Source organism: Cryobacterium sp. PH31-O1 (genome assembly GCF_030063455.1).
In the GTDB taxonomy this organism is placed as follows: Bacteria; Actinomycetota; Actinomycetes; order Actinomycetales; family Microbacteriaceae; genus Cryobacterium.
Genome location: NZ_JASITB010000005.1, coordinates 1 through 24,835 on the forward strand (window position 1 = coordinate 1; position 24,835 = coordinate 24,835).

Genomic DNA, 24,835 nt, shown 5'->3' on the forward strand with positions numbered 1-24,835 from the left:
GGGCGGAGTGGAGTGGGGCGGGGCGGAGTGGAGTGGGGCGGGGCGGGGCGGGATTGGGTGGGGCGGGACTAGCCCTGTACCAGGCGCTCATACCAGGCCAGCGCTGACTGGTCGGTGAGGCTCGCTACCTGATCGACAATGACGCGCTTGCGGCCGGCATCGTCGTCGGCAGCATGCCAATCCTCGCGAAAGCCGGGGTCGAGGTGTTCGTCGCCGGACTGGTGCAGGGTCTCGGCGAGCAGGGTGAGCACCTGCCGCTGCTGCACGTAGATGGGCTTGCGGGTGTTGCGGGTCATGACGAACGCGGCGACGATGCCCTTGAGCACCGAGATTTCGGCCTGAATCTCGCGCGGCACGATCACATTGGCGCCGAAGCGCAGCATGTTCGCGCCGGGGTGTGCCTCTTTGGTGGCGTGCACGGCGGCACCGCTGAACCGGCCGATGAGCTGGCTCGTGAGGTTCTTGAGGTGGCCCTGGTCGCGGCGCCCGGCGGTCCAGGAGTCCATCCAGACATCGAGCGAGTCGAGCCGGTTGAACGCGCTCGCCAGGTCGTCGGCGCTGGTCTCGTCGCCGATCCACTCAGACATGGTGGCCAAGAGTTCGTCATGATTGGTGCGGCTGCTCAGGGCCGCCACGTCGACATAACCGTTGACGATGGCGTCTTCGAAGTCGTGCACACTGTACGCGATGTCGTCGGAGAGGTCCATCACCTGGGCTTCGATGCAGAGCTGACGGTCCGGGGCACCCTCGCGCAGCCACTCGAACGCGGCCATATCGTCCTGATAGAAGCCGAACTTTGCCCGCCCGCTCGGGTCGTAGACCGAGGAGCATTCCGGCCAGGGATACTTGCAGCTCGCGTCAAGGCTCGCCCGGGTGAGGTTGAGGCCATAGCTGTGACCGTCAGGCCCGAAAACTTTGGGTTCGAGCCGGGTGAGCAGCCGCAGGGTCTGGGCATTACCCTCGAACCCGCCGATGTCCTCTGACCACAGGCTGAGCGCTTTCTCCCCGTTGTGACCGAACGGCGGATGCCCGATGTCGTGCGCCAGGCAGGCCGTGTCGACGATATCTGGGTCGACGTTGAGCCTCGACGCGATCTCGCGCCCGACCTGGGCAACCTCGAGCGAGTGGGTCAGCCGGTTGCGGGCGAAATCGAGCCCCGCCGTTGGGCTGAGCACCTGTGTTTTCGCTGCGAGGCGCCGTAGGGCGCTGGAATGCAGCAGGCGCGCCCGGTCGCGGGCGAAGTCGCTGCGCCGAGAATAGTGCTCTTCGGGAAGCCAGCGGGCCTCATCGGTCTCGCTGTATCCGGTTTTGTTAGCCACCGCTGGTGTCCCCTTCGCCCTCGGTCAAATTAAGTCGTTGCGCGCCGATGAGCTCCTGGGACTCGAGCCAGTGCTCGGGCAGCGACGGCTTCTTTGGAGTTCCGGCACGGCCGCGCGGCCCCTCGACGTCGGCGCCCGGGTAGGGCAGTGAGGCATCGAGCGTGCCGAGCAGGTCATCGAGTTGCGCCAGGGATTGCACCATGGCCAGGCTCGCGCGCAAATCACCTCCCACCGGGTATCCCTTGAAATACCAAGCGACATGCTTGCGGATGTCCCGGCAGGCCCGATCTTCGCTGTCGAAGTATTCGGTGAGCAGTTCGGCATGGCGGCGGAACGCGTTGATGACTTGGCCAAGGCCAGGCTCGGCTTTTAGCTGTTGGCCCCGGAACGCTGCGGCGAGGTCGCCGAACAGCCAGGGGCGGCCGAGGCATCCGCGGCCGACGACGACACCGTCGCAGCCGGTCTCGCGCACCATGCGCAGGGCGTCGTCGGCTGACCAGATGTCGCCGTTGCCGAGCACTGGAACGTCGATGATAGCGTTCTTGAGCTTGTCGATGGCGGACCAGTCCGCGTGGCCGGAGTAGAACTCGGCTGCCGTGCGACCGTGCAGGGCGATGGATGCGACACCGGCCCCGGCAGCCGCCTTGCCAGCTTCGATATACGTGAGGTGGTCGGCGTCGATGCCCTTGCGCATTTTCACGGTGAGCGGCACGGCGCCGGCCGCGCTCACGGCGGCCTCGACAATCTGACGGAATAGTCCGATCTTCCACGGCAGAGCCGCTCCCCCGCCCTTACGGGTGACTTTGGGCACCGGGCAGCCGAAATTGAGATCGATGTGATCGGCGCGGTCCTCGGCGACGAGCATCGTGACGGCCTCGGAGACCGTTTTCGGGTCGACTCCGTAAAGCTGAATGGATCGGGTGGTTTCGCTCTCGTGGTGGGTGATCAGCCGCATCGTCTCGGTGTTGCGCTCCACAAGCGCACGCGAGGTGATCATTTCGCTCACGAACAGTCCGGCACCGTATTCGCGGCACAGCCGACGGAACGCGGTGTTGGTGATACCGGCCATCGGCGCGAGCACCACGGGAACGTCGAGGGTAAGCGGGCCGATCGTCAACGGCGCGATGGTGGGCTGCGCGAGCGTATCAACGGTGGGAATGGGGGAAGTCATGTTGCGTCAATTCTCCCAGAAAGCGAGGGATCCGCTAATCGGCTTGGGCAAGACCGCAGACGGCGCACAAAAGCGCAGCTGCCCGGCCGGTTGAGTAGGCCGCGCGACAGCTGCGCTTTTGACGGCAGAAGTCGATTCAGCTGCAGCAACCGCCACCGCAGCAGGAGCCGGCGGCCTCGTCGGTTGCCGCGGCGGCACCGAGAAGTTCGATGGTGGGACGGCCGGCAGCATCGGTGAAGACGGGCGGGGTGGTAATGGTGTCGCTCATGGGTGTTCTCCTGATCAATAGGGTGAAGCGGATGCGGCCAGCTGGTACGCAGCTAGGCTACGCGAGTTCGTGGGGTACCGCTGCTACGCGGCGCTGTTGTCGTTCGCCGAACCGTCGGCCAAGCGGTCGGCCGTGCGGTCGGCACGGACCTGGTTGAGCGCCTGGGCAAACGTCGTCGGATCCTGCGCGCCCGAGATGCCATACCGACCGTCGATGACGAAGAAGGGAACGCCCTGAATGCCGTACGCACCGGCCTGGGCGACATCGGCCTTGACCGCTGAAAGGTGCTCATGCTCGGTCAGAGACCGCACAACGTCGTCGCGATCAAGCCCGATCTCGGCAGCCAGATCGGCAAGGTCTTGGATACGACCAACATGCCGACCGTCGATGAAGTAGGCCTTGAGCAGGCGTTCCTTCATGTCGAGCTGGCGGCCGTGGGCCTTGGCATAGTGCAGCAGTTCGTGCGAGATGACGGTGTTGGTCTGGTGCACCGAGTCGTAGTCGTAGTCGAGGCCGACACTGGCAGCAATCGCGGTGACGTTTTCGAGCATTTTCTGCACCTCGTCGACGGGCATGCCTTTGCGTTCGCTCAGGTAGTCGACGGCGTTGCCGACGTAGTCGACCGGGGTGTCGGGTGAGAGTTCGAAGCTGTGATATTCGACCTCGACAGTGCCGTCGAACAGTTCAACGCCGGCTTCGAATTTGCGTTTTCCGATGTAACACCAGGGGCACTGCACGTCAGACCAAATATCGACCTTGATCGGGTCGGCGCTGGTCAGGGTGCTCGTCGTGGGAGCTGTTTTTGAGGTTGTATTTGTGTCAGTCACACTCACGCCAACAGCGCGGTGGACCGTGATATTCCTTGCTGGGGACGCACTCAGGCAGTGGGAGTGTCGACGGCTCCTCCGTAGCGCCGGTTGCGCGACGCGTACAGTTCGACGGCGTGCCAGAGGTCGACCCTCGTGAAATCCGGCCACAGGGTGTCGAGAAAGACCATCTCGGCGTAGGCGCTCTGCCAGAGCAGAAAGTTGCTCGTGCGCTGCTCCCCCGAACTGCGCACGAACAGGTCCACGTCGGGCAGCTCCGGCACATAGAGCTGCCGAGCGATGGCCTTCTCGGTGATGCCAGAGGGCTTCAGCCTGCCGGCGGCGACGTCCTCGGCCAGCGCGCGCACGGCATCCGCTATTTCGGTGCGCCCGCCGTAGTTCACGCACATGGTCAGGGTGAGCACGTCGTTGCCGGCGGTGAGTTTCTCGGCGAATTGCAGTTCGTTGATGACGGATGCCCACAGCTTGGGTTTGCGCCCGGCCCACTTGATGCGCACGCCCCAGTCGTTGAGCTGGTCGCGGCGGCGATGCAGCACATCGCGGTTGAAGCCCATGAGAAAACGTACCTCGTCGGGCGAACGCTTCCAGTTCTCGGTGGAGAAGGCGTAGACGCTAAGGTGTTTGACCCCGATCTGGATGGCGCCGGCGACGACGTCGAGCAGGGCGGCTTCGCCGGCTTTGTGCCCCTCGACCCGGGTGAGACCCTGGCCGTTCGCCCAGCGGCCGTTGCCGTCCATGACCACGGCGACATGCTCGGGAACGACCTTGCGTGGCAGCTCTGGCGGGTACAGTCCGGTCCAGTCGAGCGGTTTGAATGGGACGGAATCGCGGTGCGTGAACGGTGCGTGCGCGGAGCCTTTGTGGCCGAACAAACCGGCCATCATCGGGCGACGTGTTCCAGCGAGCGAAGCCCGCGGCCCAAATGCCACTGCGTGTAGGCGGCCACGACGCCGGCCGCCTGGCTCTGGGTGCGTTCGGGGCTTGCGCTCGCGTGCTCCCAATCGCCGGTGAGCAGCGCGCTCAGCAGGCCGATCGTGGCCGCATCGAGGCGGGGCGAACCCGGCGCGGCGCAGGAATCACAGACGATCCCACCCAGCTGCACGACCATCGCGCTGTGCGGGCCACCGTCGCTGGACTGCGTGGCACCGCACCGGGCGCAGTCCTGAAAGCTCGGCGCCCAGCCGGCCATCGACACGGCGCGCAGCAGGTAGGAGTTGAGGGTGAGATGGGAACCGTGTTCCTGGCGGGACAGCGACCGCAGCGCGCCGACCAGCAGCAGGTATTGCTGCAGCGACCCCTCGGATTCGGTGAGCTTGTCGGCGGTTTCCACCATGACGCTCGCCGCGGTGTAGCTGCCATAATCGGCGGTGATCAGGGCGCCGTAGGAGCCAAGCGACTCGGCCTGCGTGATGATGTCGAGGTTGCGGCCCTCGTAGAGCTGAACGTCGGCGACCATGAAAGGCTCCAGCCGGGCGCCGAATTTGGAGCCGGTGCGGCGTACGCCCTTGGCGACGGCGCGCACCTTGCCGTGCGCTCTGGTGAGCATGGTGACGATGCGGTCGGCTTCGCCCAGCTTGTGGGTACGCAGCACAACGGCTTCATCTCGGTAGACAGGCACAGGTAATTATCCCACCTCGCCGCCGGGAGTGCGGTCACGGCGCGACCGCCGTCCGAACGATTGCCGCGACTCGCTGAAATTTTGTCACGAGTAGCCTTTGGCTCTGGTTTTTCGGCCCGGACGGGGGGAGACTTAGTCGCACGTAGTTCCCGTGGTATGGAGGTTTTCATGAAACCGGTCCAGGGCAGTTTGCCCGACATTATGCCCGTGCTGTCGCGTGGCAAGCACCGCACTCCCAAGAGCGGCGGCTGCTTCATGGAGTTCGCCTCCTACCTCGCCGGCGAGTCCTGGAGCGACCACCCCGCCTGCACCCATCCGGTGCTGGCGTCGCTGGCGCGCATGGTCAACGACTGCAGTTCCGACGACTCGAGGTCGCGACTCGCCCTGCTGATTCCGTCGGTGATCGGTCTGACCGGTTCCGACAAACGGATCGAGGTAATGATCGCCCTGCGTACCAGCTGCGAAGCGCTTCCGGTGGCGAGTCTGGAACGCCAGCGTGCGCTCGCCGTGGGGGTACTGACCTGCGAGCGGAACGCATCCGCTCTTGATCCGGCTCTGGCCGCGCGAGTACGCCCGCTCATTCGGGCTGCCCTCGATCAGGCACCCGATGCCGAACGCTGGGCCCGCGACTTCATCGGCAGCGTGCATTCCTGGTCACATACCAAGTTCACGCCGCGCACCGCCGACACGATCATTCGCGTCGGCGTGCAAGGCATCGGCGAGGCCTGCATCGCCGACCCTGACGCCCGGCTGTATACCCTGCTTGAGCGTGCCATCGACGACTGTCGCTCACTGCTCGGTGCGCGCACGACAGATCGAACCGTGCACCAGCATGCGCTGGCCTGACCGCCCTGGCCTCACACCAACGCTGGCCTGACACCACCCCTGACCGCACCCGGATGGTGCAGCGAAAGCCCAGACTCAGTGATGAGGCTGGGCTTTCGTGTGTGATCGACTGGTGCGAGCGGATGCGCGCTGCCTAGATGGCGGCCAGTTCCAGGTCGCCGACCTCGGCGCGGATGCCGCGGTTGACCGCGGAAACGACCGATTTGAGCGATGCGGTGGAGATGTCCGCGTCGATGCCGACGCCCCAGTAGCGCTTACCGTTCACGTCGAGCTCGACGTACGCGGCCGCTTGCGCGTCTCCGCCGGCCGAGAGAGCGTGCTCCACATAGTCGTACAGGGTGATCGCGATGCCGCGTTCGGCCATGACACCGAGGAATGCGTTGATCGGGCCGTTGCCGGAACCGGTGGCTGGCGTCACGGCGTCGCCGTCGCGCAGTTCGACGGCGAGGTCGACCGTTCCGGTCAGGTCGCTCGACGTGCGGGTGGAGTGCAGTTCGAATCGACCCCATTTGGCTTCGGGGTTCTTGATCGTGGCCGGCAGGTACTCGTCGTTGAAGATGTCCCAGATCTGCTCGCTCGTCACTTCACCGCCCTCGGCATCGGTTTTCGCCTGCACCACGCCGGAGAACTCGATCTGCAGCTTGCGCGGCAGGTCGAGGGCGTGGTCGGTCTTGAGCAGATAGGCCACGCCGCCCTTGCCTGACTGCGAGTTGACGCGGATCACCGCTTCGTAGCTGCGGCCGAGGTCCTTCGGGTCGATCGGCAGGTAGGGAACCGCCCAGACCAGATCGTCGACGGTGCAGCCCTGCTTGGCGGCGTCGGCGTCCATGGCTTCGAAGCCCTTTTTAATGGCGTCCTGATGCGAGCCGCTGAACGCGGTGAAGACCAGGTCACCGGCCCAGGGGTTGCGTTCGGGCACCGGCAGTTGGTTGCAGTACTCGGCGGTGCGCTTGATTTCGTCGATGTTGCTGAAGTCGATCTGCGGGTCGATGCCCTGCGTGAACAGGTTGACGCCGAGGGCAACGAGGTCGACGTTTCCGGTGCGCTCACCGTTGCCGAAGAGGCAGCCTTCGATGCGGTCGGCACCGGCCAGGTAGCCCAGCTCGGCGGCGGCGATCGCGGTGCCGCGGTCGTTGTGCGGGTGCAGCGAGATGAGGATGTTCTCGCGCTGGGTCAGGTGACGACTCATCCACTCAATGGAGTCGGCGTATACATTCGGGGTGGCCATCTCGACGGTGGCCGGCAGGTTGACGATGACCTTGCGTTCGGGCGTCGGCGCCAAGATTTCGACGACCTGGTTCGTAATGTCGACGGCGAAGTCGAGCTCGGTCCCGGTGAAGCTTTCCGGGGAGTACTCGTAGTAGATGATCGTGCCGGGAATGGTCGCTTCCATCTGCTTGCAGAGGCGTGCACCGAACAGGGCCAGGTCGACGATACCCGGCTTCTGCTCCCGAAAAACGACCTCGCGCTGCAGGACGCTGGTGGAGTTGTAGAAGTGAACGATGGCCTGCTTCGCCCCGGTGATCGCCTCGTAGGTGCGCTTGATCAGGTGCTCGCGCGCCTGGGTCAGAACCTGGATGGTGACGTCGTCGGGAATGGCGTTCTCGTCGATGAGGCTGCGCACGAAGTCGAAGTCGGTCTGGCTCGCCGAGGGAAAGCCCACCTCGATCTCCTTGTAGCCCATGCGCACGAGCAGGTCGAACATGATGCGCTTGCGCTCGGGGCTCATCGGGTCGATGAGTGACTGGTTGCCATCCCGCAGGTCGACGGCGCACCAGCGCGGGGCGACTGTGATGTGCTTGCTCGGCCAGGTGCGGTCGTCAAGGTCAACGGCGAACTGCTCGTGATACGGGCGGTAGCGGTGGATCGGCAGTGCGGATGCGGTCTGATTGTTCTTCATGGTCCTGTTTCCTCGTGTGTGTCGTACAGCCAACGACGAACTCCGCGACGAGGGAGGCCTTTAGATTAGGACTCGTCGCGGCAGCTAAGGAGGAGCACACCGTTCAACACGATGTCAGGCTAGCACCGTTTAGCAGCGTTGATGCCACGGTTCGCTGCCGCAGACCGCGGGAGCGGATGCATGATGACCTCGACTCGGTGCTGCCAACCGATTGCGTAGCCGCAATGTGCAGACAGCCACCCATCACGGGAATGGCGGTTACTGGTCGGCTCGACCGATGAGTCCGGTCGACCGCCGGTTTAGAAGCCGAGACGACCGAGCTGCTTCGGGTCGCGCTGCCACTCCTTGGCGATCTTGACCCGGAGGGAGAGGAAAACTCGCTTGCCGACGAGCGGTTCGATCTGCTTACGGGCCCGGGTGCCGACGTCCTTTAGCCGGCTGCCCGATTTGCCGATGATGATGCCCTTCTGGCTATCCCGTTCCACGAACAGGTTGGCGTAGATCTCGACCAGTTCCTGATCGTCGCGCTCAATGATGTCGTCGATCGTGACGGCGATGGAGTGCGGCAGTTCGTCGGTGACGCCCTCGAGCGCCGCCTCCCGAATGAACTCCGAGATGCGCGATTCGAGCGTTTCGTCCGTGACCGCGTCGGCCGGGTAAAGCGGGGCGTCGGCGTGCGGCAGCAGGCGCAACAGCTGGGTCGCAAGGGTGTCCAGCTGGATGCGGCTGGTCGAGGAGATCGGCACGATCGCCTCCCACTCGCGCAGCTGTGAAACCGCGAGCAACTGGTTGGCCACGTTGGTCTTGGAAGACGCATCGATCTTGGTGACGATGGCGACCTTCTTGGCGCGCGGGAAGGCATCCAATTGCTCGTTGATGAACTTGTCCCCCGGGCCAATCGGCTCGTTAGCGGGGATGCACAGTCCAATCACGTCGACACCAGCGAGGGTCGCCGTGACGAGGCTGTTGAGACGCTCACCGAGCAGGGTGCGCGGGCGGTGGATGCCGGGAGTGTCGACCAGGATCAGCTGGCCGTTCTTTTGATGCACGATGCCGCGAATGGCGCGGCGGGTAGTTTGCGGCTTCGACGAGGTGATCGCAACCTTCTCGCCCACCAGCGCGTTCGTCAGGGTGGACTTACCCACGTTGGGGCGTCCCACGAACGAGACGAATCCCGCTCGGTACCCGCTCGGGTGGGGCTCGGTTGCTCCGGTCATGACCGTTCTCCTTCATCATCTGACACTGTTTTTGGGGTACTCGTGGGTACCGTGAGGAATGCGGTCTGCGCATCGATCAAAGCCGCATCGCGTTCCACCAGCACTGTGCTGATGCGCTTGCGGCGGCCTTCGGTGCGCTCGGCGGTGAGGTTTAAACCGCTCACCGAGGCTACCGACCCGGCAACGGGCAACCGTCCGAGCGCTTTGGCCAGCAGACCACCCACCGAATCGACATCGTCGTCGTCGAGGTCGAGGTCGAACAGCTCGCCCAGTTCATCGACCGGCAAGCGGGCGCTCACCCGAAACTGCCCGTCGCCGAGGTCTTCGACCTCGACCACGTCGCGGTCGTATTCATCCGAGATGTCACCGACGAGTTCTTCGATCAGGTCTTCGAGGGTGACCAGTCCGGCGATTCCGCCGTACTCGTCGACGACCATGGCGAGGTGATTGGACTCGAGCTGCATCTGCCGCAGCATGTCGTCGGCCTTCTTCGACTCTGGCACGAAAACGGCCGGCCTGGCCAAATCCGCCACGGTGAGCTGGAGGGCGTTAATCGGCCGCTCGAACACCAGCCGGGCCACGTCACGCAGGTACAAGATGCCGGCGACGTCGTCGACCTCCCCGTCCAGCACGGGCAACCGGGAGGTACCGCTGCTCAGAAACAGGCCCATGGCCGCATCAATGCTCGCGTCGGCGTCGATGGTGATCATGTCGGTGCGTGGAATCATCACCTCGCGAACGACCGTCTCGCTGAATTCGAAGATGGAGTGGATGAGCTCCCGGTCTTCTTCTTCGATCACGTCGAGCTCGGTGGCCTCGTCGACCATGCTGAGCAGCTGGTCTTCCGAGGTGAAGGTGGCGAGTTTGGTGCGTCCCGGGGTGACCCGGTTGCCGAGGGCGACCAGCGCGTTGGCGATCGGGCCGAGCAGCACCCGGGCGATGTGTACGAGCAGGGCGGTCGCCGTCAGCAGGCCGACCGGGTGGGCGCGGCCGACGCTGCGCGGGCTCGCGCCGACCAGCACGAACGAGACCGAGGTCATGATGAGCGCCGATAGCAGCAGTGCCAGCCAGAGGGCGTCGATGGTTGTCGCGAAGACGAGGGTCACCAGCACGGCCGCGGTCGTCTCTGCGGTGATGCGAATGAAGTTGATGGCGTTGAGGTGCGCCCCGGCATCGTCGGCGATCGCCTGGAGCGATCGTTTCGCACGATGATTGGCGACCAGACCGGCAATGTCGGCGCGGGATTGGCCGGTGATCGCCGCGTCGACGGCGGCCATCAAACCGGCAAAAACGACCAAAACGACGGCCGAATAGATGAACCACACGATGTGCATCAGTGGCGTTGTCGTTCCTGCATAGCGAAGCCGATGAGAATGTCGCGCTGAATGCCGAACATCTCCTTCTCCTCCGCCGGTTCGGCGTGGTCAAAGCCGAGCAGGTGCAGCACACCGTGGGTCGTCAGCAGCAGCAGCTCGTCGAGGGTGCTGTGGCCTGCGGTCTCGGCCTGCTCCTTGGCGACCTGCGGGCAGAGCACGATGTCGCCGAGCAGTCCCGGCGGGGTCTCCTGCTCCTCGGTACCTGGGCGAAGTTCGTCCATGGGAAAGCTCAGAACGTCGGTGGGGCCCGGTTCGTCCATCCACTGCACGTGCAGCTGCTCCATGGCGCCCTCGTCCACGAGCACAATGGCGAGTTCGGCGTCGGCGTGCACGTGCATGGTATCGAGCGCGAAGGCAGCGAGGCGCAAAATGGCGGCCTCATCGACCGGAATGGTCGACTCGTTGTTGATTTCGATGCTCAACTGGAACTCCGTTTCGGGTTGCGGCCGGACGCAGCGCGCTGCGGGCCGCGGGCGGCGAATTCTCGGGCTTCAGCGCTCTCCTGGCGGAGGGCCTGCTTCTGCGCGTCGTAATCGGTGTACGCGTCGACGATGCGGCCAACGAGCGAGTGCCGCACCACGTCGGCGCTGCTCAGATAGGCGAAGTGGATGTCGTCGACCCCGTCGAGCACACGGGTGACCAGTTTCAGGCCGCTCGTTCCGGCCGGCAGGTCGATCTGGGTGATGTCGCCGGTAATGACCATCTTCGAGCCGAAGCCGAGGCGGGTCAGAAACATCTTCATCTGCTCCGGCGTGGTGTTTTGGGCTTCGTCGAGCACGACGAAACTCGCGTTGAGGGTGCGACCACGCATGTAGGCCAGCGGCGCCACTTCGATCGTGCCGGCGGCGAGCATCTTGGGAATCAGTTCGGGATCGAGCATCTCGCCCAGGGCGTCATAGAGGGGTCGCAGGTAGGGGTCAATCTTGTCGGTGAGGGTGCCTGGCAGAAAACCGAGCCGCTCACCGGCCTCGACCGCCGGGCGGGTCAGGATGATGCGCTCGACCTCTTTGTTCTGCAGGGCGCGCACCGCCTTCGCCATCGCAAGATAGGTCTTGCCTGTACCGGCCGGCCCGATGCCGAACACGACGGTGTTGTCGTCGATGGCGTCGACGTAGTTCTTCTGGCCGAGGGACTTCGCCCGGATGCTCTTGTTGCGGGCCGTCAGGATGGGGGCGCCGAGTTGGGCGGAGGGGCTCACGGAACTGTCGACGGCGAGCATCCGGGCGGACGTCGCGACCTCGGACTCACCGAGGTCGTGGCCGGTGCGCAGGGCGAGTTGCAGCTCGTCGATAAGGCGTCGCACGGCCGCGACGTCGTCGGCGCTACCGCCGAGGGTGACGTCGTTCCCTCGTACGTGCACATCGACGTTGGGGTAGGCGGCCTCGATGGTGCTGAGGTAGCGGTCTTCGGGGCCGAGCAGACGCACCATGGCAACGCCGTCGACGGAGAAGCGTAATTGCGCCTTACCGGGATCAGAGTGCGCCAAGCGAGTCCTCCCCCAGCGAGTCGGTCGGTGTTGAGCTGCCCAGGACGTGCGCGTGCACGTGGAACACGGTCTGGCCGGCGGCGGTCCCGGTGTTGAAGACCAGGCGGAATTGCCCGTTGGTGCGCTCGGCGGCGATCTGATCGGCCACCGCCACGAGTTCGGCGAGCAGGCTCGGGTTGCCGGCGGCGAGTTCTACGACGTTGTGATACTGCGGGTCTTTGGTGGTGACGACGACGTGCACCGGGGCTTTTGGTGCGATGTCGAGGAAAGCGATGATGTGTTCGGTCTCGGCCACGATCGTCGCCGGAATCTCACGCGCGATGATGCGGCTGAAAATGGACGGCTGGACGCCAGAAGAAGACATGCCTCTATCTTAAGCGGCGCTGCCAGCGGCCCGCACACCCAACGGCAAGCACTACCAGCGGCGCGCACACCCACTAGGCCGCACTACCAACGCCCCAGGGTCGCATTGAGAATCGCGAGGGCTGCGGGACCGGCGGTCGACGTACGCAGCACGGTGTCGCCGAGGCGTACCTGCGTGGCGCCGGCCTGCTCGAGGAGCAGCAGTTCGGCCGGGGAGATTCCGCCTTCCGGGCCGACGACGAGCAGAATGTCGCGGTCGTCGGTGGGCGGTGCCACCTCGGTGAGGCGACCGGTCGCGGTCGGGTCGAGCAGCAGCATCCGGGTGGTGCCGGCGAATACGGCAAGCTGTTTGGTGCTGGCCAACGGTGCGACGTTTGGCAGCCAGGCCCGGATCGACTGTTTGCTGGCCTCGCGCACGATGCTGCTCCAGCGTTCGTGGCCCTTGGCGATCTTCGGGCCCTCCCATTTGGTGATCGAGCGGGCAGCCGCCCATGGAATAACGCCGTCGACGCCGAGCTCGGTGGCAGCCTGAATGGCGAGTTCGTCACGGTCGCCCTTGGCCAGGGCCTGCACCAAGCGGATGCGCGGCGTCGCCGCCGGCGTCTCGCTCGCGTCGTCGACGCGCAGGGTCAACGACGCAGCCTCCGCCGTCAGCACCGTGCCCTGCAGCAGCAACCCGGCCCCATTGCCCAGGCGGAGCCGGTCTCCGGGACGCACCCGGCTGACCGTCACCGCGTGGCGCGCCTCGGCCCCATCGACAGAAACGACCTGCCCCGGGCGACTATCGATCGTGCGGAGCGTTTCTTGCAGGTAGAAATGTGCCACCTCAGCCGAGGAACCGGTCGCGCAGTTTGGCGAACAGGCCCTGCTGGTACTGGCTCAGGGAGGGCGCCGGGGCGGCATAGCGGGCGGCGAACTGCTCGATCAGGTCCCGCTCCTTGTGGTCGAGTTTGCTGGGCGTGACCACGTGGATACCGATCTTGAGGTCGCCACGGCCGCTGCCGCGCAGCTTGGTGATGCCGCGGTCCTTGATCGTGAGCACCTCTGAGCTCTGCGCACCGGGCCGGATCTCCACCTCGATGTCGCCGTCGAGGGCCTTCACTGTGACGCTCGTGCCGAGAATCGCGCTGGTCATGGGAACGTCGAGCGAGCACATGAGGTCGTCGCCGTCGCGACTGAAGACGTCGTGGTGGCGCACCTTCATCTCGAGGTACAGGTCGCCGTTCGGGCCGGCGGCCGGGCCGGCCTCGCCGCTGCCGGGCATCTGCAGGCGCAGGCCGGTGTCGACTCCGGCGGGAATGTCAACGGGAACCGTGCGGCGGGCGCGAACGCGGCCCTGGCCGGAGCAGGTCATGCACGGTGTGGCGATGATGGTGCCGTAGCCGCGGCAGGAACCGCACGGGCTCGACGTCATGACGTTGCCGAGCAGGGAGCGCACGGCGCGCTGGATGCTGCCGGTGCCGTGGCAGATGTCGCAGGTGATCGGGGACGTGCCGGGGGCGCAGCAGGAGCCCTGGCAGGTGGTGCAGACGATCGCGGTGTCGACCTCGAGGTCCCGGTGCGTGCCGAAGATGACCTCGTCGAGGTCGAGTTCCACCCGGATGAGGGCGTCCTGACCGCGTTCGCGGCGGGAGCGGGGGCCGCGACCGCTGCCGCCTCCGCCACCACCGAAGAAGGTCTCGAAGATGTCACCGAAGTTGCCGAAGTTCTGCCCGTCGAAGCCGCCGCTCTGGCCGCCCTGGTCATATTTCTGGCGTTGTTTTGGGTCGCTCAGCACGTCATAGGCGTGCGTGATGCTCTTGAACCGTTCGGACGCCTCGGCGCCGGGGTTCACGTCGGGGTGTAGCTCGCGGGCGAGGCGGCGGTACGCCTTCTTGATTTGATCGGTGGTCGCGTCGCGGTCAACGCCAAGCGCTTCGTAGTGGTCAGCCAAAGGTGGCTCTCCTTGAGGATATTGTTCGAATTGGGTCGGTGCCGCAGCGCGGCCAGGAAAAATCTAGGTCTCGCCGAGCAGGCGGGAGAGGTAACGGGCGACGGCGCGGACCGCCGCCATATTGTTGGAATAATCCATGCGGGTGGGCCCGAGCACACCGAGTCGGGCGAGGTTGCCGTTGGCGGTGTAGCCGCTGGTGAGCACGCTCGCCTCTGGCAGGCCGAAAGCCGCATTCTCGCGGCCGATGCTCACCGAGACGCCGTGCTGGTCGGTCTCCATTTCGCCGAACAGGCGCAGCAGCACCACCTGCTCTTCGATCGCTTCGAGCACCGGATAGATGCTCCCGGAGAAGTCGTCCTCGGTTCGCACCAGGTTCGCGGCTCCGGCCATGACGAGCTTGTCCTGGCGGTTCGCACCGACTTGGTCGGAGAGCGTATTCGTGATCAGGTCGACGATCGGCTGCAGCGCCGGGGATCCCGGCCAGACGCTCGCGGCAAGGGCCACACTCGCTTCGGCCATGCCGAGACCGACAACGGCCACATTCAGACGTGCACGCAGCTCGCCGAGCGTCTGCTCGTCGAGCGGCCGCGGCAGGTCAATCACCCGCTGCTCCACTCCGCCGGAATCGGTGATCAACACCGACAGGATGCGCTTGTCGGTCAGCGGGACGAACTCGATGTGGCGCACCTTGGCCCGGGACAGTGAGGGGTACTGCACGAGCGCAACCTGGTGCGTCAGCTGGGAGAGCAGGCGCACGCTGCGCACGAGCACCTCGTCGAGGTCGGCGGAGTGGCCGAGAAAGGTCTCGATGGCCTGACGTTGGGCCGGCGTGAGGGGGCGCAGGTCGGCGAGGTGGTCGACGAAAACCCGGTAACCCTTGTCGGTGGGAATGCGCCCCGAGGAGGTGTGCGGCGCCGCGATGAGCTCTTCCTCTTCGAGCAGGGCCATGTCGTTGCGAATGGTAGCGGCGGAGACGCCGAAGGAGTGCCGGTCGACGATGGATTTGGATCCGACGGGTTCACGGGAGGCGACGTAGTCCTGCACGATCACGCGCAAAACGTCGAGGCCACGGTCGGAAACCATTGCGCCCGCCTTCCTGATTTTTGGGGTACTGCTCCACTAAAGCGGATGCCCACCCCCGAGCGCGCCGGTGGGCATGCTGGAACGCAGGTTTGTCGGCACGTCGTTGGCACTCGCATCCGCTGACTGCTAAGTCTATCGCGACCGGCCGGGTTTCCACTGAGCAGGCCCATTGCCAGTATCCGGAAGCGAGCGTTTAATAGCCGCTATACGCTCCCACCGCTTTCTGCGAAAGGCACGATCATGAGCGATCCACAGGCACAACCACCAGGTGATCCCAGCTACCACGATCCCAACGGTCTCGATCCCAACAACCGTGAGCCCAATGTCGGGCAGCCGGGGTATGGCCAACCGCAGTACGCACAACCACCGGACGGCGGCCCGTACGCGAACCCCGTCGTTGCGGCTCCCCTCTCGGAGGCCGACGATCGCCAGTGGGCCTCGCTGGCACACCTCGGCGGCATCCTGAGTTTTCTGCCCGCCCTGGTCATCTGGCTGGTGTTCAAAGATCGCGGTCGTTTCACCAACACCGAGGCGAAGGAAGCCCTGAACTTTCAGATCACCCTGCTGATCGGATACGTTGCCATCAATGTGGCCTCGTTCATCCTGGCGATCGTCACCTTCGGTATCGGCGGGCTACTGATCGGTCTGGCCTGGCTGCTCTGGGTTGCCGGGGTGATTTTCTCGATCATGGGCTTTCTGAAGGCCAAGGACGGCCAGAATTACCGGTACCCGTTCGCCCTGCGCCTGATTAAATAGGCTGATCGCGCAGCCCCAGCGACGTTCGGGCGGCGGGACGATTAGTCTGGAGGTCACTGACACCGCCGTGCCAGTGACCGGGCGTAACACAGGAGGCCCCCATGTCTGAGCAGAACCCGTACCAGTCGACCCCCGCCAACCCGATGAGCCCGGCCGACGAGAAACTGTGGGCAACGCTGATCCACGTCGGTGGCATCCTCTTCAGCTTCCTACCGGCGCTGATCGGCTACCTCGTTCTCCGCGATCGCGGACCGTTCATTCGCGCGCACACCGCGACGGCGCTGAACTTTCAAATCTCGTACTACATCTACGCGGCAGTGCTGGTTCCCATCACCGTCGTGACGTTGGGCATCGGCGGCATTCTGTATGCACCGCTGGCAATCGTTGCCCTCGTGTTCATGATTCTGGCCGCGCTGGCCGCCAACCGCGGTGAAGGCTACAGCTACCCGCTCACGATCAAGTTCGTCAGTTGAGGCTGCTACCGGTCACTAGATCGACGCTCTAATCGCTGAGCCGACGCACCACAGCGTCGGCCAGAAGCCGTCCGCGCAGGGTCAGTTCGATTGTCCCGGTGAGGGCGGCTTTGGCATTGATAAGCTCGTCGGCGATGAGCCCGGCAACCTCTCGGCGACCGACCACCGACAGTGATGCGACCTGAATACCGGAGCGGATGCGGCTCTGCAGCAGGATGCGCTCAAGCTCGCGGGTCGGGGCGTCCAGTGTCTCGCGGCCAGCGGCCGGCGACAGGCCGGCGAGCATCCGTTCGGCGTAGGCCGCCGGATGCTTGACGTTCCACCAGCGCACCCCGCCGACGTGGCTGTGCGCGCCGGGGCCGACGCCCCACCAGTCCTGACCGGTCCAGTAAGCGAGGTTGTGGCGAGACCGGTGCGCGTCGCTCGTGGCCCAGTTGCTGACCTCGTACCAGTCGTAGCCGGCGGCGGCGAGCAGTTCGTCGGCGAGTTCGTAGAAATCGGCCTGCTGGTCGTCGTCGGTCGGGGCGATCTCGCCGCGGCGAATCTGCCTGGCCAGCTTGGTACCGTCCTCGACGATGAGCGAGTATGCGCTCAGGTGGTCCGGCTGCAGGCCGATCGCCTGTTCCAGGCTGGTGCGCCAGTCGGTGAGGGACTCCCCCGGCGTGCCGTAGATGAGGTCGAGGCTCACGTCGAGGCCCGCGGCGCGGGCCCATTCCACTACCAGCGGCACTCGCTCCGGGTCGTGGGTGCGTTCCAGGGTCGCGAGCACGTGCGGCACGGCGGACTGCATGCCGAACGATACCCGGGTGAAGCCGGCATCGGCGAGGGCGCCGAGGTAGGCGGCATCGACCGAGTCGGGGTTGGCCTCGGTCGTGACTTCGGCGCCGGCCTCGAGGCCCCACTGGTTTCGCACGGCGCCGAGCATTTTCACCAGGTCGGTCACCGGCAGCAGCGTGGGCGTGCCTCCCCCGAAGAACACCGTCGTCACTGGGCGGTCCGGCACGCCGGACTCGGTCAGAATGCGGCCGGCGGCCTGCACTTCGAGCACGGCCTGGCTGGCATAGTCGCTCTGTTTGACGCCGCGCAGTTCGGTCGCGGTGTAGGTGTTGAAATCGCAGTAGCCGCAGCGCACGCGGCAGAACGGCACGTGCAGGTAGACGCCGAAATCGCGACTGGCGGCGTTTTCGGCCGCCGAGGCGGGAAGGAGGCCGTTGTCGGGTGCCGGGTCGCCGACGGGGTGGGGTCCGGCCATGGGTGGTGCTCCAGTACGTGGTTCGAGTGAGGTAGCGCGTTATTTGATGGCGCCGACGGGGTGCAGGGCCCGCAGGTACAGCTTCGTGAACTTGGCCTGCTGAAAGCGCAGCACCGGCCACGCCAGGCGGGAGTACCAGGTACTGGCCCTTGAAAACGAGCGGATGGTCAACCAGACCGAGTCGTCATCCCGGTGTTCGACGATGAAGGATTCCTCGCCGCTTTCCGGGTGCCCGCCCATGGTGCCGTAGGCGAAACCGACGCGGGCGGCCTCGTCGATCACGTAGACGACGCGCACCGGCGCACTCACCTGGAACAGCCAGACCTTCATTCTGAGCGTCGCCGTCATGCCATTGGCGATGTATGGGGTGCCATCGGCGGCGAAGGTCGCTTCGTTGACCGGATGCTGCTGACCGGCCGCCGGGGTGCCGTCGGGCCCGAAGGTCACCGGGGTGTACTGCACTCCGGTGCCGTTTTCCAGGTCGGTCACCTCCATGCCACTGCCGCGCTGGATTCCCCAGGTCATCAGCAACTTGGTCGCGGCGTCAAAACGGTCCTGGGAGCTGCCGAGCTTGACGCTCTGCTCCATCGGGCGGTAGCCCTTGGGCGGATAGCTCATCAGGTCGGGCGCGAGCGTGCCGCCGATGGCGGCATAGCTCACGGCGGCGTCGGTAAAGGTGGCCCTGCGCATCCGCTTTACTTCTTGTCTTTCGTCTCGATGTCACCCGACAGCGCGGCGATGAATGCCTCCTGGGGAACTTCGACCCGGCCGACCATCTTCATGCGCTTCTTGCCCTCTTTCTGCTTCTCGAGCAGCTTGCGCTTGCGCGAGATGTCACCGCCGTAGCACTTGGCGAGCACGTCTTTACGCATCGCCGAGATGGACTCCCGGGCGATGATGTGGGCGCCGATCGCGGCCTGGATCGGCACCTCGAACTGCTGGCGCGGAATGAGCTTACGCAGGCGCCCGGTCATCAGCGCGCCGTAGGCATAGGCCTTGTCGCGGTGCACGATGGCACTGAACGCGTCGACCTGCTCGCCCTGCAGCAGGATGTCGACCTTGACCAGGTCGGCTTCCTGCTCGCCGGAGGGCTCGTAGTCGAGTGAGGCATAACCGGCGGTGCGGCCCTTGAGCATGTCGAAGAAATCGAACACGATCTCACCGAGCGGCATCGAGTAACGAATCTCGACCCGGTCTTCGCCGAGATATTCCATGCCGAGCAGTGTGCCGCGGCGGCTCTGGCAGAGTTCCATGATGACGCCGACGTAGTCTTTGGGCGCGAGGATGGCCGCCTTGACCATGGGCTCGAGTACCTTGGCGATTTTGCCGGTGGGGTATTCGCTCGGGTTGGTCACGGTGATGGTGCGTTTGTCGTCGGTGGTGACTTCGTAGGGCACGCTCGGCGCTGTCGTGATGAGGTCGATGTTGAATTCGCGTTCGAGGCGTTCGGTGATGATCTCGAGGTGCAGCAGGCCGAGAAAGCCGCAGCGAAAACCAAAACCGAGCGCAACGGATGTCTCCGGCTCGTACCCGAGACTCGCGTCAGACAGCTTGAGTTTGTCGAGCGCTTCGCGAAGCGCCGGGTAGTCGCTGCCGTCGATCGGATACAGGCCGGAGAAGACCATGGGCTGCGGTTCGTCGTAGCCGGGCAGCGCGTCGGTGGCCGGGCGCACCGCGGTCGTGATGGTGTCGCCGACCTTGGACTGGCGCACGTCCTTCACACCGGTGATCAGGTAGCCGACCTCGCCTACCTTGAGCCCCTTGCTCTCCACCGGTTCCGGCGAGATAACGCCGATCTCGAGGATCTCGTGGGTTGCCCGGGTCGACATCATCTGAATCTTCTCGTGGGCCTTCAGATGACCGTCGATCATGCGCACGTAGGTAACGACGCCACGGTAGCTGTCGTAAACCGAGTCGAAGATCATGGCGCGGGCGGCGGCATCCGGGTTGCCTTTCGGTGCCGGAATCATGGTCGTAGCAAGGTTGAGCAGTTCTTCGACCCCGGCGCCGGTCTTGCCGGAGACGCGCAGCACGTCTTCGGGGCGTCCGCCAATGAGGCTCGCCAGCTCACGGGCGTACTTCTCGGGGTCAGCGGCCGGCAGGTCGATCTTGTTGAGCACCGGAATAATCGTGAGGTCGTTCTCGAGCGCGAGGTAGAGGTTGGCGAGCGTCTGGGCTTCGATGCCCTGAGCCGCGTCAACCAGCAGGATGGCGCCCTCGCAGGCGGCGAGGCTGCGGGAGACCTCATAGGTGAAGTCGACGTGCCCGGGGGTGTCGATCATGTTGAGCGCATAGGTAACGCCGTCCAGCTCCCACGGCATGCGCACGGCCTGGCTCTTGATGGTGATGCCGCGTTCGCGCTCGATGTCCATGCGATCCAGGTACTGGGCACGCATCGACCGTTCGTCGACGACGCCGGTGATCTGCAGCATGCGGTCGGCGAGCGTGGACTTACCGTGGTCGATGTGGGCAATGATGCAGAAGTTGCGAATGAACTCGGGGGCCGTGGCGGCCGGTTCCAGCGCGTGAAGGGCTCTCGGTGACATAGTTCGTCTATTCTTCCATGCCCGGCGCGGGTTGACGGTCTCCCCGGGCTACCGGGTGTCGAAGCCGCCTGAAACGGGGAGGTCGTCGAGGGTGCCCTGCAGCTAGGCGCGCCTCGGGGCATCTGCGGTCAGGCCGATCGCCCGGGCGTAGGCGGAGCGGGCCTGCCCGACCCGTCCGGCCTGGGCGAGGGAAAAGGAGAGCAGCGCGGCGAGCCCGAGCACTCCGGCCTGCTGCGGCAACAGGGCAGCGAGGGTCGTCGCGAGGTAGAGCGCCTCGCCTGCGAGTGGATCGACCTCGCGAGACCTCGTCGCCTGCCAGTCGATGGCGTAGGCGCCGCGATGGCGTAGGCGCCTTAAATTGCTTCGAGAACGGGTGGCAGCCGCCCGGCAAGCTCGATCGCGTCGGGAACGGCGAACGGGATGCGGGAGCCCTGGATGCGCAGTTTGGCGCGCACGAGCCGCTGCGCGAGAGCCGAAGGCGCGAGGTGAAGGCGCGGCGGCGATCCGGGCCGAGTCGCTGCCGAGCACGCTCTGCAGCATGAGCGGGGTGCCGGTCGGCGCGGCGAGCACGGCGAGCAGGCGCCCGTAGGAGGCGCGGGCCACCTGCTCGGCCCGGCCCTTAGCATCCGTTTTCGTGCTGGTGTTCAGGCCTGGGCCGTGTCGCTGACCGGGCTCTGCCATTGTCCGTCCCGGAAGATGATGGCCGAGGGACGAATCTCCACCGCGCCGTAGAGCGCTGCGGGGCACTGTCGGGCCCAGCTGATGGCAGCGTCGAGGTCGGGCACCTCGAGCACGAACGTACCGTTGAGGCGTTCCTTGGTGTCGGCGAACGGGCCGTCCTGCACTTTCAGTTCACCGTCGCGCACCGAGATGGTGGTTGCGACGGCAACCTCCTGCAGGATGTCGGCGGACATGAGCACGCCGGCCGCATCGAGGGACTTCGCGTAGGCGTCGAAGGCCTTACGACCCCACTCCAGTGCTTCTTCGTCGACCTCGGCGTCGCCGGCTTCCTGGCTCATGACGAGCAGTGAGTACTGCATGGTGTGTCCCTTCTGGTAGTTGATACTGACACTGATATGACGATCGAGACAGGCCGGGATCGACACTGGCGGTCAAAAAACTTGAGGCGGGCCGGTTCGACGATCCGAACGCAGCCTCGGGGCTGATCGGGCAGCGGATGGTCAGCTCGTTCGGGCTGCGGCTGGTTAGGCTCACGCCATGGAGACGCGCAAAGCCCGTGTGCCCGTTCTGCTCGTGCACGGCATTCGGGCGTCGGCGACGATGTGGCGGTTCCAGGAGAAACGGCTGCGGGCAGCCGGGTACCCGGTGCTCGCGATCGATCTGCCCGGCCATGGGCAGCGGATGAGCGAGCCGTTCACGGTGCCGGCCGCGCTCGCCGCCATCGACGACGGGGTGGCGGCCCTCGGCGGCCGGGTGTTACTCGTCGGCCTGTCGCTCGGCGGTTATTACGCCGTGGCCTATGCCGCCCAGCACCCCGATCGGGTGGCCGGACTCATCGCGGCGGGCTGCAGCGCTGTGCCGCACGGTGTCTTGCTCGAGGGCTATCGGCTGGTGGCGAGGACAATTCACCGCCTGCCCGATCGAGGTTTGTGGCTGCACGAGACAATGGCCCGCCTGCTCTTGCCCGCGGCGGGGGCGCGCGATGTGCTCGCCGGCGGCGCCGCCCTCGACGTGATGGATTCCGGGCTGCGGGCGACGTCGACGCTGACTCCCCTGCCCAGCCTCGCGGCCTATCCGGGGCCGATCTGGCTGGTCAATGGTGCGTTCGACCACTTTCGCCTGCACGAGCGTCGGTTCCTGGCCGCGTGCCGCGACGGGAAGGTCGTCGTGGTGCCCAGGGCGACGCACCTGTCGAGCCTGGCCCAGCCTGAGCGCTTCACGGCGATCCTGCTCGGGATCGCTGGCCGGGTGTCGGCCGGTGCGCGCCCGGCCTGAGGCCGCGCCGCTGTGACACCGAAGGATCACGGCCGAGGGATCGCGTGACCGCGCCCGCTTTCGGTGGCCGCTACGGTAACCGGCGTAGCGCGCACCCAAATCGGGCGCGGTCATCCGCTCTGGGGGGGCGAATGGTTTGGGGGTGGGGGCAATTGCTGGTAGCGTTAGTAGTTGGCTTGCGTGTTGGGTCCCACCCCGCACGATTTTCGCCGTTCGAGCGCCCTCTACCCGCTGAGCGGCTGTCCATACAAGACTGTTCTGACCAGAACTTAACGAAAGCGTAAAAAACGTGGCAAATATCAAGTCGCAGATCAAGCGAATTGGCACCAACAAGAAGGCCCAGGAGCGCAACAAGGCCGTCAAGAGCGAATTCAAGTCCGCGATCCGCGCGACTCGTACCGCAATTGCCGCTGGCGACAAGGACAAGGCCGTTGTCGGTCTCGCCTTTGCTTCCAAGAAGCTCGACAAGGCCGTCAGCAAGGGTGTCATCCACCAGAACCAGGCCGCGAACAAGAAGTCGGCCATCGCGAAGGCTGTTTCCGCCCTCGTCTAATCTGTTCCGGCTCCACCCGCAGGTGGGGTGACGCTATCTGCCCAGAAGCGGATGCCGCTGCCCCGTTGCACAGAAAACCCCCGCCTTCCCGGCGGGGGTTTTCTGGTTGCGGCCCCGAGGTCAGCGACCCCACTAGACTGACGCGGTGAAGAGCACCCCACCGGCCAGTTTCACCCCCGACGACAGCGGTCCGCGTCGACGCGCGCACGCCCGCTTTCTTGCCGCGCTGCTCAGCGCGGCGGCCCTCGCGCTGGCGCTGTGGCTCGTCGCCAGCACGGGCGACGCGGTACCGGCCGCCACCCAGGCCCAACTGCTGGTCGCACTCGGCACCCTCGTGCTCCTTCTCACTGGAATCACGTTCTACCTTGCTGCTGCATCGATTTCCGGGCGCCGCAACGTCGATAGCGCTGGCGTCGATGCGTCTGCACGGGTGATCCGCAGCATCCGGGTGCTGTCGGCATTCGGCGCGGTGTTCGCCGTCGTCGCCGTGCTCGGTGTCGCCGGCCTCGGCGCGCTGCGCGTTTTCGCGCCCCCCGCCGACCGGCCCGTGTCGGTGCAATTCTCGGAGATCACCGGCCGGGTGCAGCTCGAATTCTGCCCGAGCCTGCCGTCAGCGTTCGAGGCATTGGCCACGCCCGCCGATCTGGCCGGCTCGTCCACCCTGCTGCCGATCTGGGTGGCCAGCCGGGTCTGCGGCAACCCGAGTTTTCAGAATGGAGTGTGGCTCTACCTGAACCGCTCCACCATCACTGTCGCGGACGCCGGCGACCGCTGACCGCTGACCATCGGCACCGTTGGCGGAGACCGCGCTACTGCTCGCCGCGACGGGCGATGACGCCGATCAGGCGTTCGAGGGCGAATACCGGGTCGCGGCCGGCACCCTTCACCGCGGCATCCGTTTCGGCCAGCACGAGGATGCAGCGAGCGAGGCCCTCGTCGTTCCAGCCACGCAGGTCTTTTTGCGCGCGTTCCACCTGCCAGGGCGCGAGGCCGAACTGGGCGCCGAGCTGGGCGGAGCCGCCGCGGGCGCCGAACACCTTGGCCATTGTGCGAATCTTCATGGCGAACGCGGCGACGATCGGCACCGGGTCGGCCCCCGACGAGAGCGCGTGTCGCAGGGTGATGAGCGCCTCGCCGTTGCGGCCGGCAATGGCCCAGTCGGCGACCTTGAACGCGTTGGTTTCGACCCGCCCGCCGTAATAGCGGTCGACCGTCGTTTCGGTCACCTCGCTGGTCGCATCAGCGATGAGCTGCTGGCAGGCGGCAGAGAGCTCGGCCAGGTCATCGGAGAACGCGGCGACGAGCTGCCGCAGGGCGCTGACCGTGACGCGCTTACCGGCCGCCTTGAACTCGTTGGAGGCGAATTCGTACTTCTCGGTGTCTTTCTTGAGTTCGGCGCAGACGATTTCAATGGCGCCGCCGAGACCGCTGCGGATCGTATCGAGCAGTTTCTTGCCGCGCACTCCCCCACCGTGCCGCAGTACGACGTAGGTGTCCTCGGCCGGGTTCTCGAGATAGTCGAGGGCCTCGGCCAGAAATGTGTCGCTGCACTTCTCGACATTGCTGACCCGAATCAGGCGCGGCTCGCCGAACAGGGACGGGCTCGCGAGCGTGAGCAGCTCGCCGGGCGCGTAGCTGTCGGCCTGCACATCGCTGATCTCCAGGCTCGGATCTTCTAATTTGAGAAAATCGCGCAGCTGGCGGATGGCCCGCTCGGCGAGGAAGGTTTCGGTGCCGGAGACCAGCACGATCGGCGCTGGACGCACCTGGTGCCAGCCGAGCTGGGGAATGACCGTGCCCTTATTCGTTCGGGCGGGCGCAGCCTTGCCGGCTCGGGAACCGGTGGTGGCGGGTCGTGCAGCCAATGCGCTCTCCTCGAGTTTGGTGGGGTC

At 65.6% G+C, this 24,835-nt stretch carries 27 protein-coding genes; 6 read left to right on the top strand and 21 right to left on the bottom strand.

The genetic code is table 11. The annotated features are described in order from the left end of the window. Window positions 1–68: 68 nt before the first annotated feature. The 6 genes from QMK31_RS11165 to recO all read right to left on the bottom strand — a co-directional run bounded on the left by QMK31_RS11165 (window position 69) and on the right by recO (window position 5,203). A complete protein-coding gene (locus QMK31_RS11165; RefSeq protein WP_283501029.1) occupies window positions 69–1,319 on the bottom strand; it encodes a deoxyguanosinetriphosphate triphosphohydrolase in 1,251 nt (416 codons plus the stop codon). Further along, complete coding sequence (gene dusB, locus QMK31_RS11170; RefSeq protein WP_283501030.1) at window positions 1,312–2,490, bottom strand: tRNA dihydrouridine synthase DusB; 1,179 nt, start codon at window positions 2,488–2,490, stop codon at window positions 1,312–1,314. Before dusB ends, QMK31_RS11165 begins: the two co-directional genes overlap by 8 nt. Window positions 2,491–2,626: 136 nt before the next feature. Then, complete coding sequence (locus QMK31_RS11175) at window positions 2,627–2,758, bottom strand: hypothetical protein (protein ID WP_283501031.1); 132 nt, start codon at window positions 2,756–2,758, stop codon at window positions 2,627–2,629. 83 nt (window positions 2,759–2,841) lie between these two features. Next, a complete protein-coding gene (locus tag QMK31_RS11180) occupies window positions 2,842–3,585 on the bottom strand; it encodes a DsbA family oxidoreductase (protein WP_283501032.1) in 744 nt (247 codons plus the stop codon). A gap of 50 nt (window positions 3,586–3,635) precedes the next feature. Then, complete coding sequence (locus QMK31_RS11185) at window positions 3,636–4,469, bottom strand: isoprenyl transferase (protein WP_283501033.1); 834 nt, start codon at window positions 4,467–4,469, stop codon at window positions 3,636–3,638. After that, a complete protein-coding gene (recO, locus tag QMK31_RS11190) occupies window positions 4,466–5,203 on the bottom strand; it encodes a DNA repair protein RecO (RefSeq protein WP_283501034.1) in 738 nt (245 codons plus the stop codon). The genes QMK31_RS11185 and recO overlap by 4 nt, the downstream gene beginning before the upstream one ends. 168 nt (window positions 5,204–5,371) lie before the next feature. On the opposite strand from recO, the gene QMK31_RS11195 reads away from it, so the two are divergent. Then, a complete protein-coding gene (locus QMK31_RS11195; RefSeq protein WP_283501035.1) occupies window positions 5,372–6,049 on the top strand; it encodes a hypothetical protein in 678 nt (225 codons plus the stop codon). A 133-nt stretch (window positions 6,050–6,182) separates the two neighbouring features. Here the strand turns inward: QMK31_RS11195 and leuA are convergent, their stop codons facing one another. The 9 genes from leuA to hrcA all read right to left on the bottom strand — a co-directional run bounded on the left by leuA (window position 6,183) and on the right by hrcA (window position 15,407). Beyond that, a complete protein-coding gene (gene leuA / locus QMK31_RS11200; RefSeq protein WP_283501036.1) occupies window positions 6,183–7,949 on the bottom strand; it encodes a 2-isopropylmalate synthase in 1,767 nt (588 codons plus the stop codon). Between the two features lie 299 nt (window positions 7,950–8,248). Next, the gene (era, locus tag QMK31_RS11205; protein ID WP_283501037.1) at window positions 8,249–9,166 is read right to left on the bottom strand and encodes a GTPase Era; all 918 of its coding nucleotides are present in this window, start codon (window positions 9,164–9,166) and stop codon (window positions 8,249–8,251) included. Next, window positions 9,163–10,500, bottom strand: a complete 1,338-nt coding sequence (locus QMK31_RS11210) for a hemolysin family protein (protein WP_283501038.1) — start codon at window positions 10,498–10,500, stop codon at window positions 9,163–9,165. Before QMK31_RS11210 ends, era begins: the two co-directional genes overlap by 4 nt. After that, the gene (gene ybeY, locus QMK31_RS11215) at window positions 10,500–10,964 is read right to left on the bottom strand and encodes an rRNA maturation RNase YbeY (RefSeq protein ID WP_092112383.1); all 465 of its coding nucleotides are present in this window, start codon (window positions 10,962–10,964) and stop codon (window positions 10,500–10,502) included. The genes QMK31_RS11210 and ybeY overlap by 1 nt, the downstream gene beginning before the upstream one ends. After that, on the bottom strand, window positions 10,961–11,971 hold the full coding sequence (locus QMK31_RS11220; protein ID WP_283501303.1) for a PhoH family protein: 1,011 nt from the start codon (window positions 11,969–11,971) through the stop codon (window positions 10,961–10,963). Before QMK31_RS11220 ends, ybeY begins: the two co-directional genes overlap by 4 nt. Window positions 11,972–12,014: 43 nt before the next feature. Then, window positions 12,015–12,392: an HIT domain-containing protein gene (locus tag QMK31_RS11225; protein ID WP_283501039.1), complete on the bottom strand. Its 378-nt coding sequence runs from the start codon at window positions 12,390–12,392 to the stop codon at window positions 12,015–12,017. Between the two features lie 83 nt (window positions 12,393–12,475). Then, window positions 12,476–13,216, bottom strand: a complete 741-nt coding sequence (locus QMK31_RS11230) for a 16S rRNA (uracil(1498)-N(3))-methyltransferase (protein WP_283501040.1) — start codon at window positions 13,214–13,216, stop codon at window positions 12,476–12,478. A 1-nt stretch (window position 13,217) separates the two neighbouring features. Then, the gene (dnaJ, locus tag QMK31_RS11235; RefSeq protein WP_283501041.1) at window positions 13,218–14,324 is read right to left on the bottom strand and encodes a molecular chaperone DnaJ; all 1,107 of its coding nucleotides are present in this window, start codon (window positions 14,322–14,324) and stop codon (window positions 13,218–13,220) included. 63 nt (window positions 14,325–14,387) lie between these two features. After that, the gene (hrcA, locus tag QMK31_RS11240) at window positions 14,388–15,407 is read right to left on the bottom strand and encodes a heat-inducible transcriptional repressor HrcA (protein ID WP_283501042.1); all 1,020 of its coding nucleotides are present in this window, start codon (window positions 15,405–15,407) and stop codon (window positions 14,388–14,390) included. A gap of 240 nt (window positions 15,408–15,647) precedes the next feature. On the opposite strand from hrcA, the gene QMK31_RS11245 reads away from it, so the two are divergent. Then, window positions 15,648–16,163 (top strand): DUF4870 domain-containing protein, encoded by a 516-nt coding sequence (locus QMK31_RS11245; RefSeq protein WP_283501043.1) that lies wholly within the window; start codon window positions 15,648–15,650, stop codon window positions 16,161–16,163. Between the two features lie 101 nt (window positions 16,164–16,264). After that, the gene (locus tag QMK31_RS11250; protein ID WP_283501044.1) at window positions 16,265–16,636 is read left to right on the top strand and encodes a DUF4870 domain-containing protein; all 372 of its coding nucleotides are present in this window, start codon (window positions 16,265–16,267) and stop codon (window positions 16,634–16,636) included. A gap of 28 nt (window positions 16,637–16,664) precedes the next feature. Here QMK31_RS11250 and hemW read toward each other — a convergent pair whose 3' ends face one another. The 5 genes from hemW to QMK31_RS11275 all read right to left on the bottom strand — a co-directional run bounded on the left by hemW (window position 16,665) and on the right by QMK31_RS11275 (window position 21,474). Beyond that, a complete protein-coding gene (hemW, locus tag QMK31_RS11255; protein WP_283501045.1) occupies window positions 16,665–17,888 on the bottom strand; it encodes a radical SAM family heme chaperone HemW in 1,224 nt (407 codons plus the stop codon). Window positions 17,889–17,927: 39 nt separating this feature from the next. Further along, window positions 17,928–18,578 (bottom strand): DUF1990 domain-containing protein, encoded by a 651-nt coding sequence (locus QMK31_RS11260; protein ID WP_283501046.1) that lies wholly within the window; start codon window positions 18,576–18,578, stop codon window positions 17,928–17,930. Between the two features lie 5 nt (window positions 18,579–18,583). Beyond that, the gene (gene lepA, locus QMK31_RS11265) at window positions 18,584–20,434 is read right to left on the bottom strand and encodes a translation elongation factor 4 (RefSeq protein WP_283501047.1); all 1,851 of its coding nucleotides are present in this window, start codon (window positions 20,432–20,434) and stop codon (window positions 18,584–18,586) included. Window positions 20,435–20,536: 102 nt separating this feature from the next. After that, window positions 20,537–21,115, bottom strand: a complete 579-nt coding sequence (locus QMK31_RS11270) for a hypothetical protein (RefSeq protein ID WP_283501048.1) — start codon at window positions 21,113–21,115, stop codon at window positions 20,537–20,539. Beyond that, window positions 21,079–21,474, bottom strand: coding sequence for a YciI family protein (locus tag QMK31_RS11275; protein WP_283501049.1), 396 nt, complete (start codon window positions 21,472–21,474; stop codon window positions 21,079–21,081). The genes QMK31_RS11270 and QMK31_RS11275 overlap by 37 nt, the downstream gene beginning before the upstream one ends. 178 nt (window positions 21,475–21,652) lie before the next feature. Between QMK31_RS11275 and QMK31_RS11280 the strand changes: the two genes are divergently transcribed. The 3 genes from QMK31_RS11280 to QMK31_RS11290 all read left to right on the top strand — a co-directional run bounded on the left by QMK31_RS11280 (window position 21,653) and on the right by QMK31_RS11290 (window position 23,718). Next, on the top strand, window positions 21,653–22,390 hold the full coding sequence (locus QMK31_RS11280) for an alpha/beta fold hydrolase (RefSeq protein ID WP_283501050.1): 738 nt from the start codon (window positions 21,653–21,655) through the stop codon (window positions 22,388–22,390). A gap of 289 nt (window positions 22,391–22,679) precedes the next feature. After that, the gene (rpsT, locus tag QMK31_RS11285; RefSeq protein WP_092339797.1) at window positions 22,680–22,943 is read left to right on the top strand and encodes a 30S ribosomal protein S20; all 264 of its coding nucleotides are present in this window, start codon (window positions 22,680–22,682) and stop codon (window positions 22,941–22,943) included. 145 nt (window positions 22,944–23,088) lie between these two features. Further along, entirely contained in the window at window positions 23,089–23,718 is a 630-nt protein-coding gene (locus QMK31_RS11290; protein WP_283501051.1) for a hypothetical protein, read from the top strand. Between the two features lie 34 nt (window positions 23,719–23,752). Here the strand turns inward: QMK31_RS11290 and holA are convergent, their stop codons facing one another. Further along, entirely contained in the window at window positions 23,753–24,808 is a 1,056-nt protein-coding gene (holA, locus tag QMK31_RS11295) for a DNA polymerase III subunit delta (protein ID WP_502853016.1), read from the bottom strand. Window positions 24,809–24,835 lie beyond the last annotated feature (27 nt).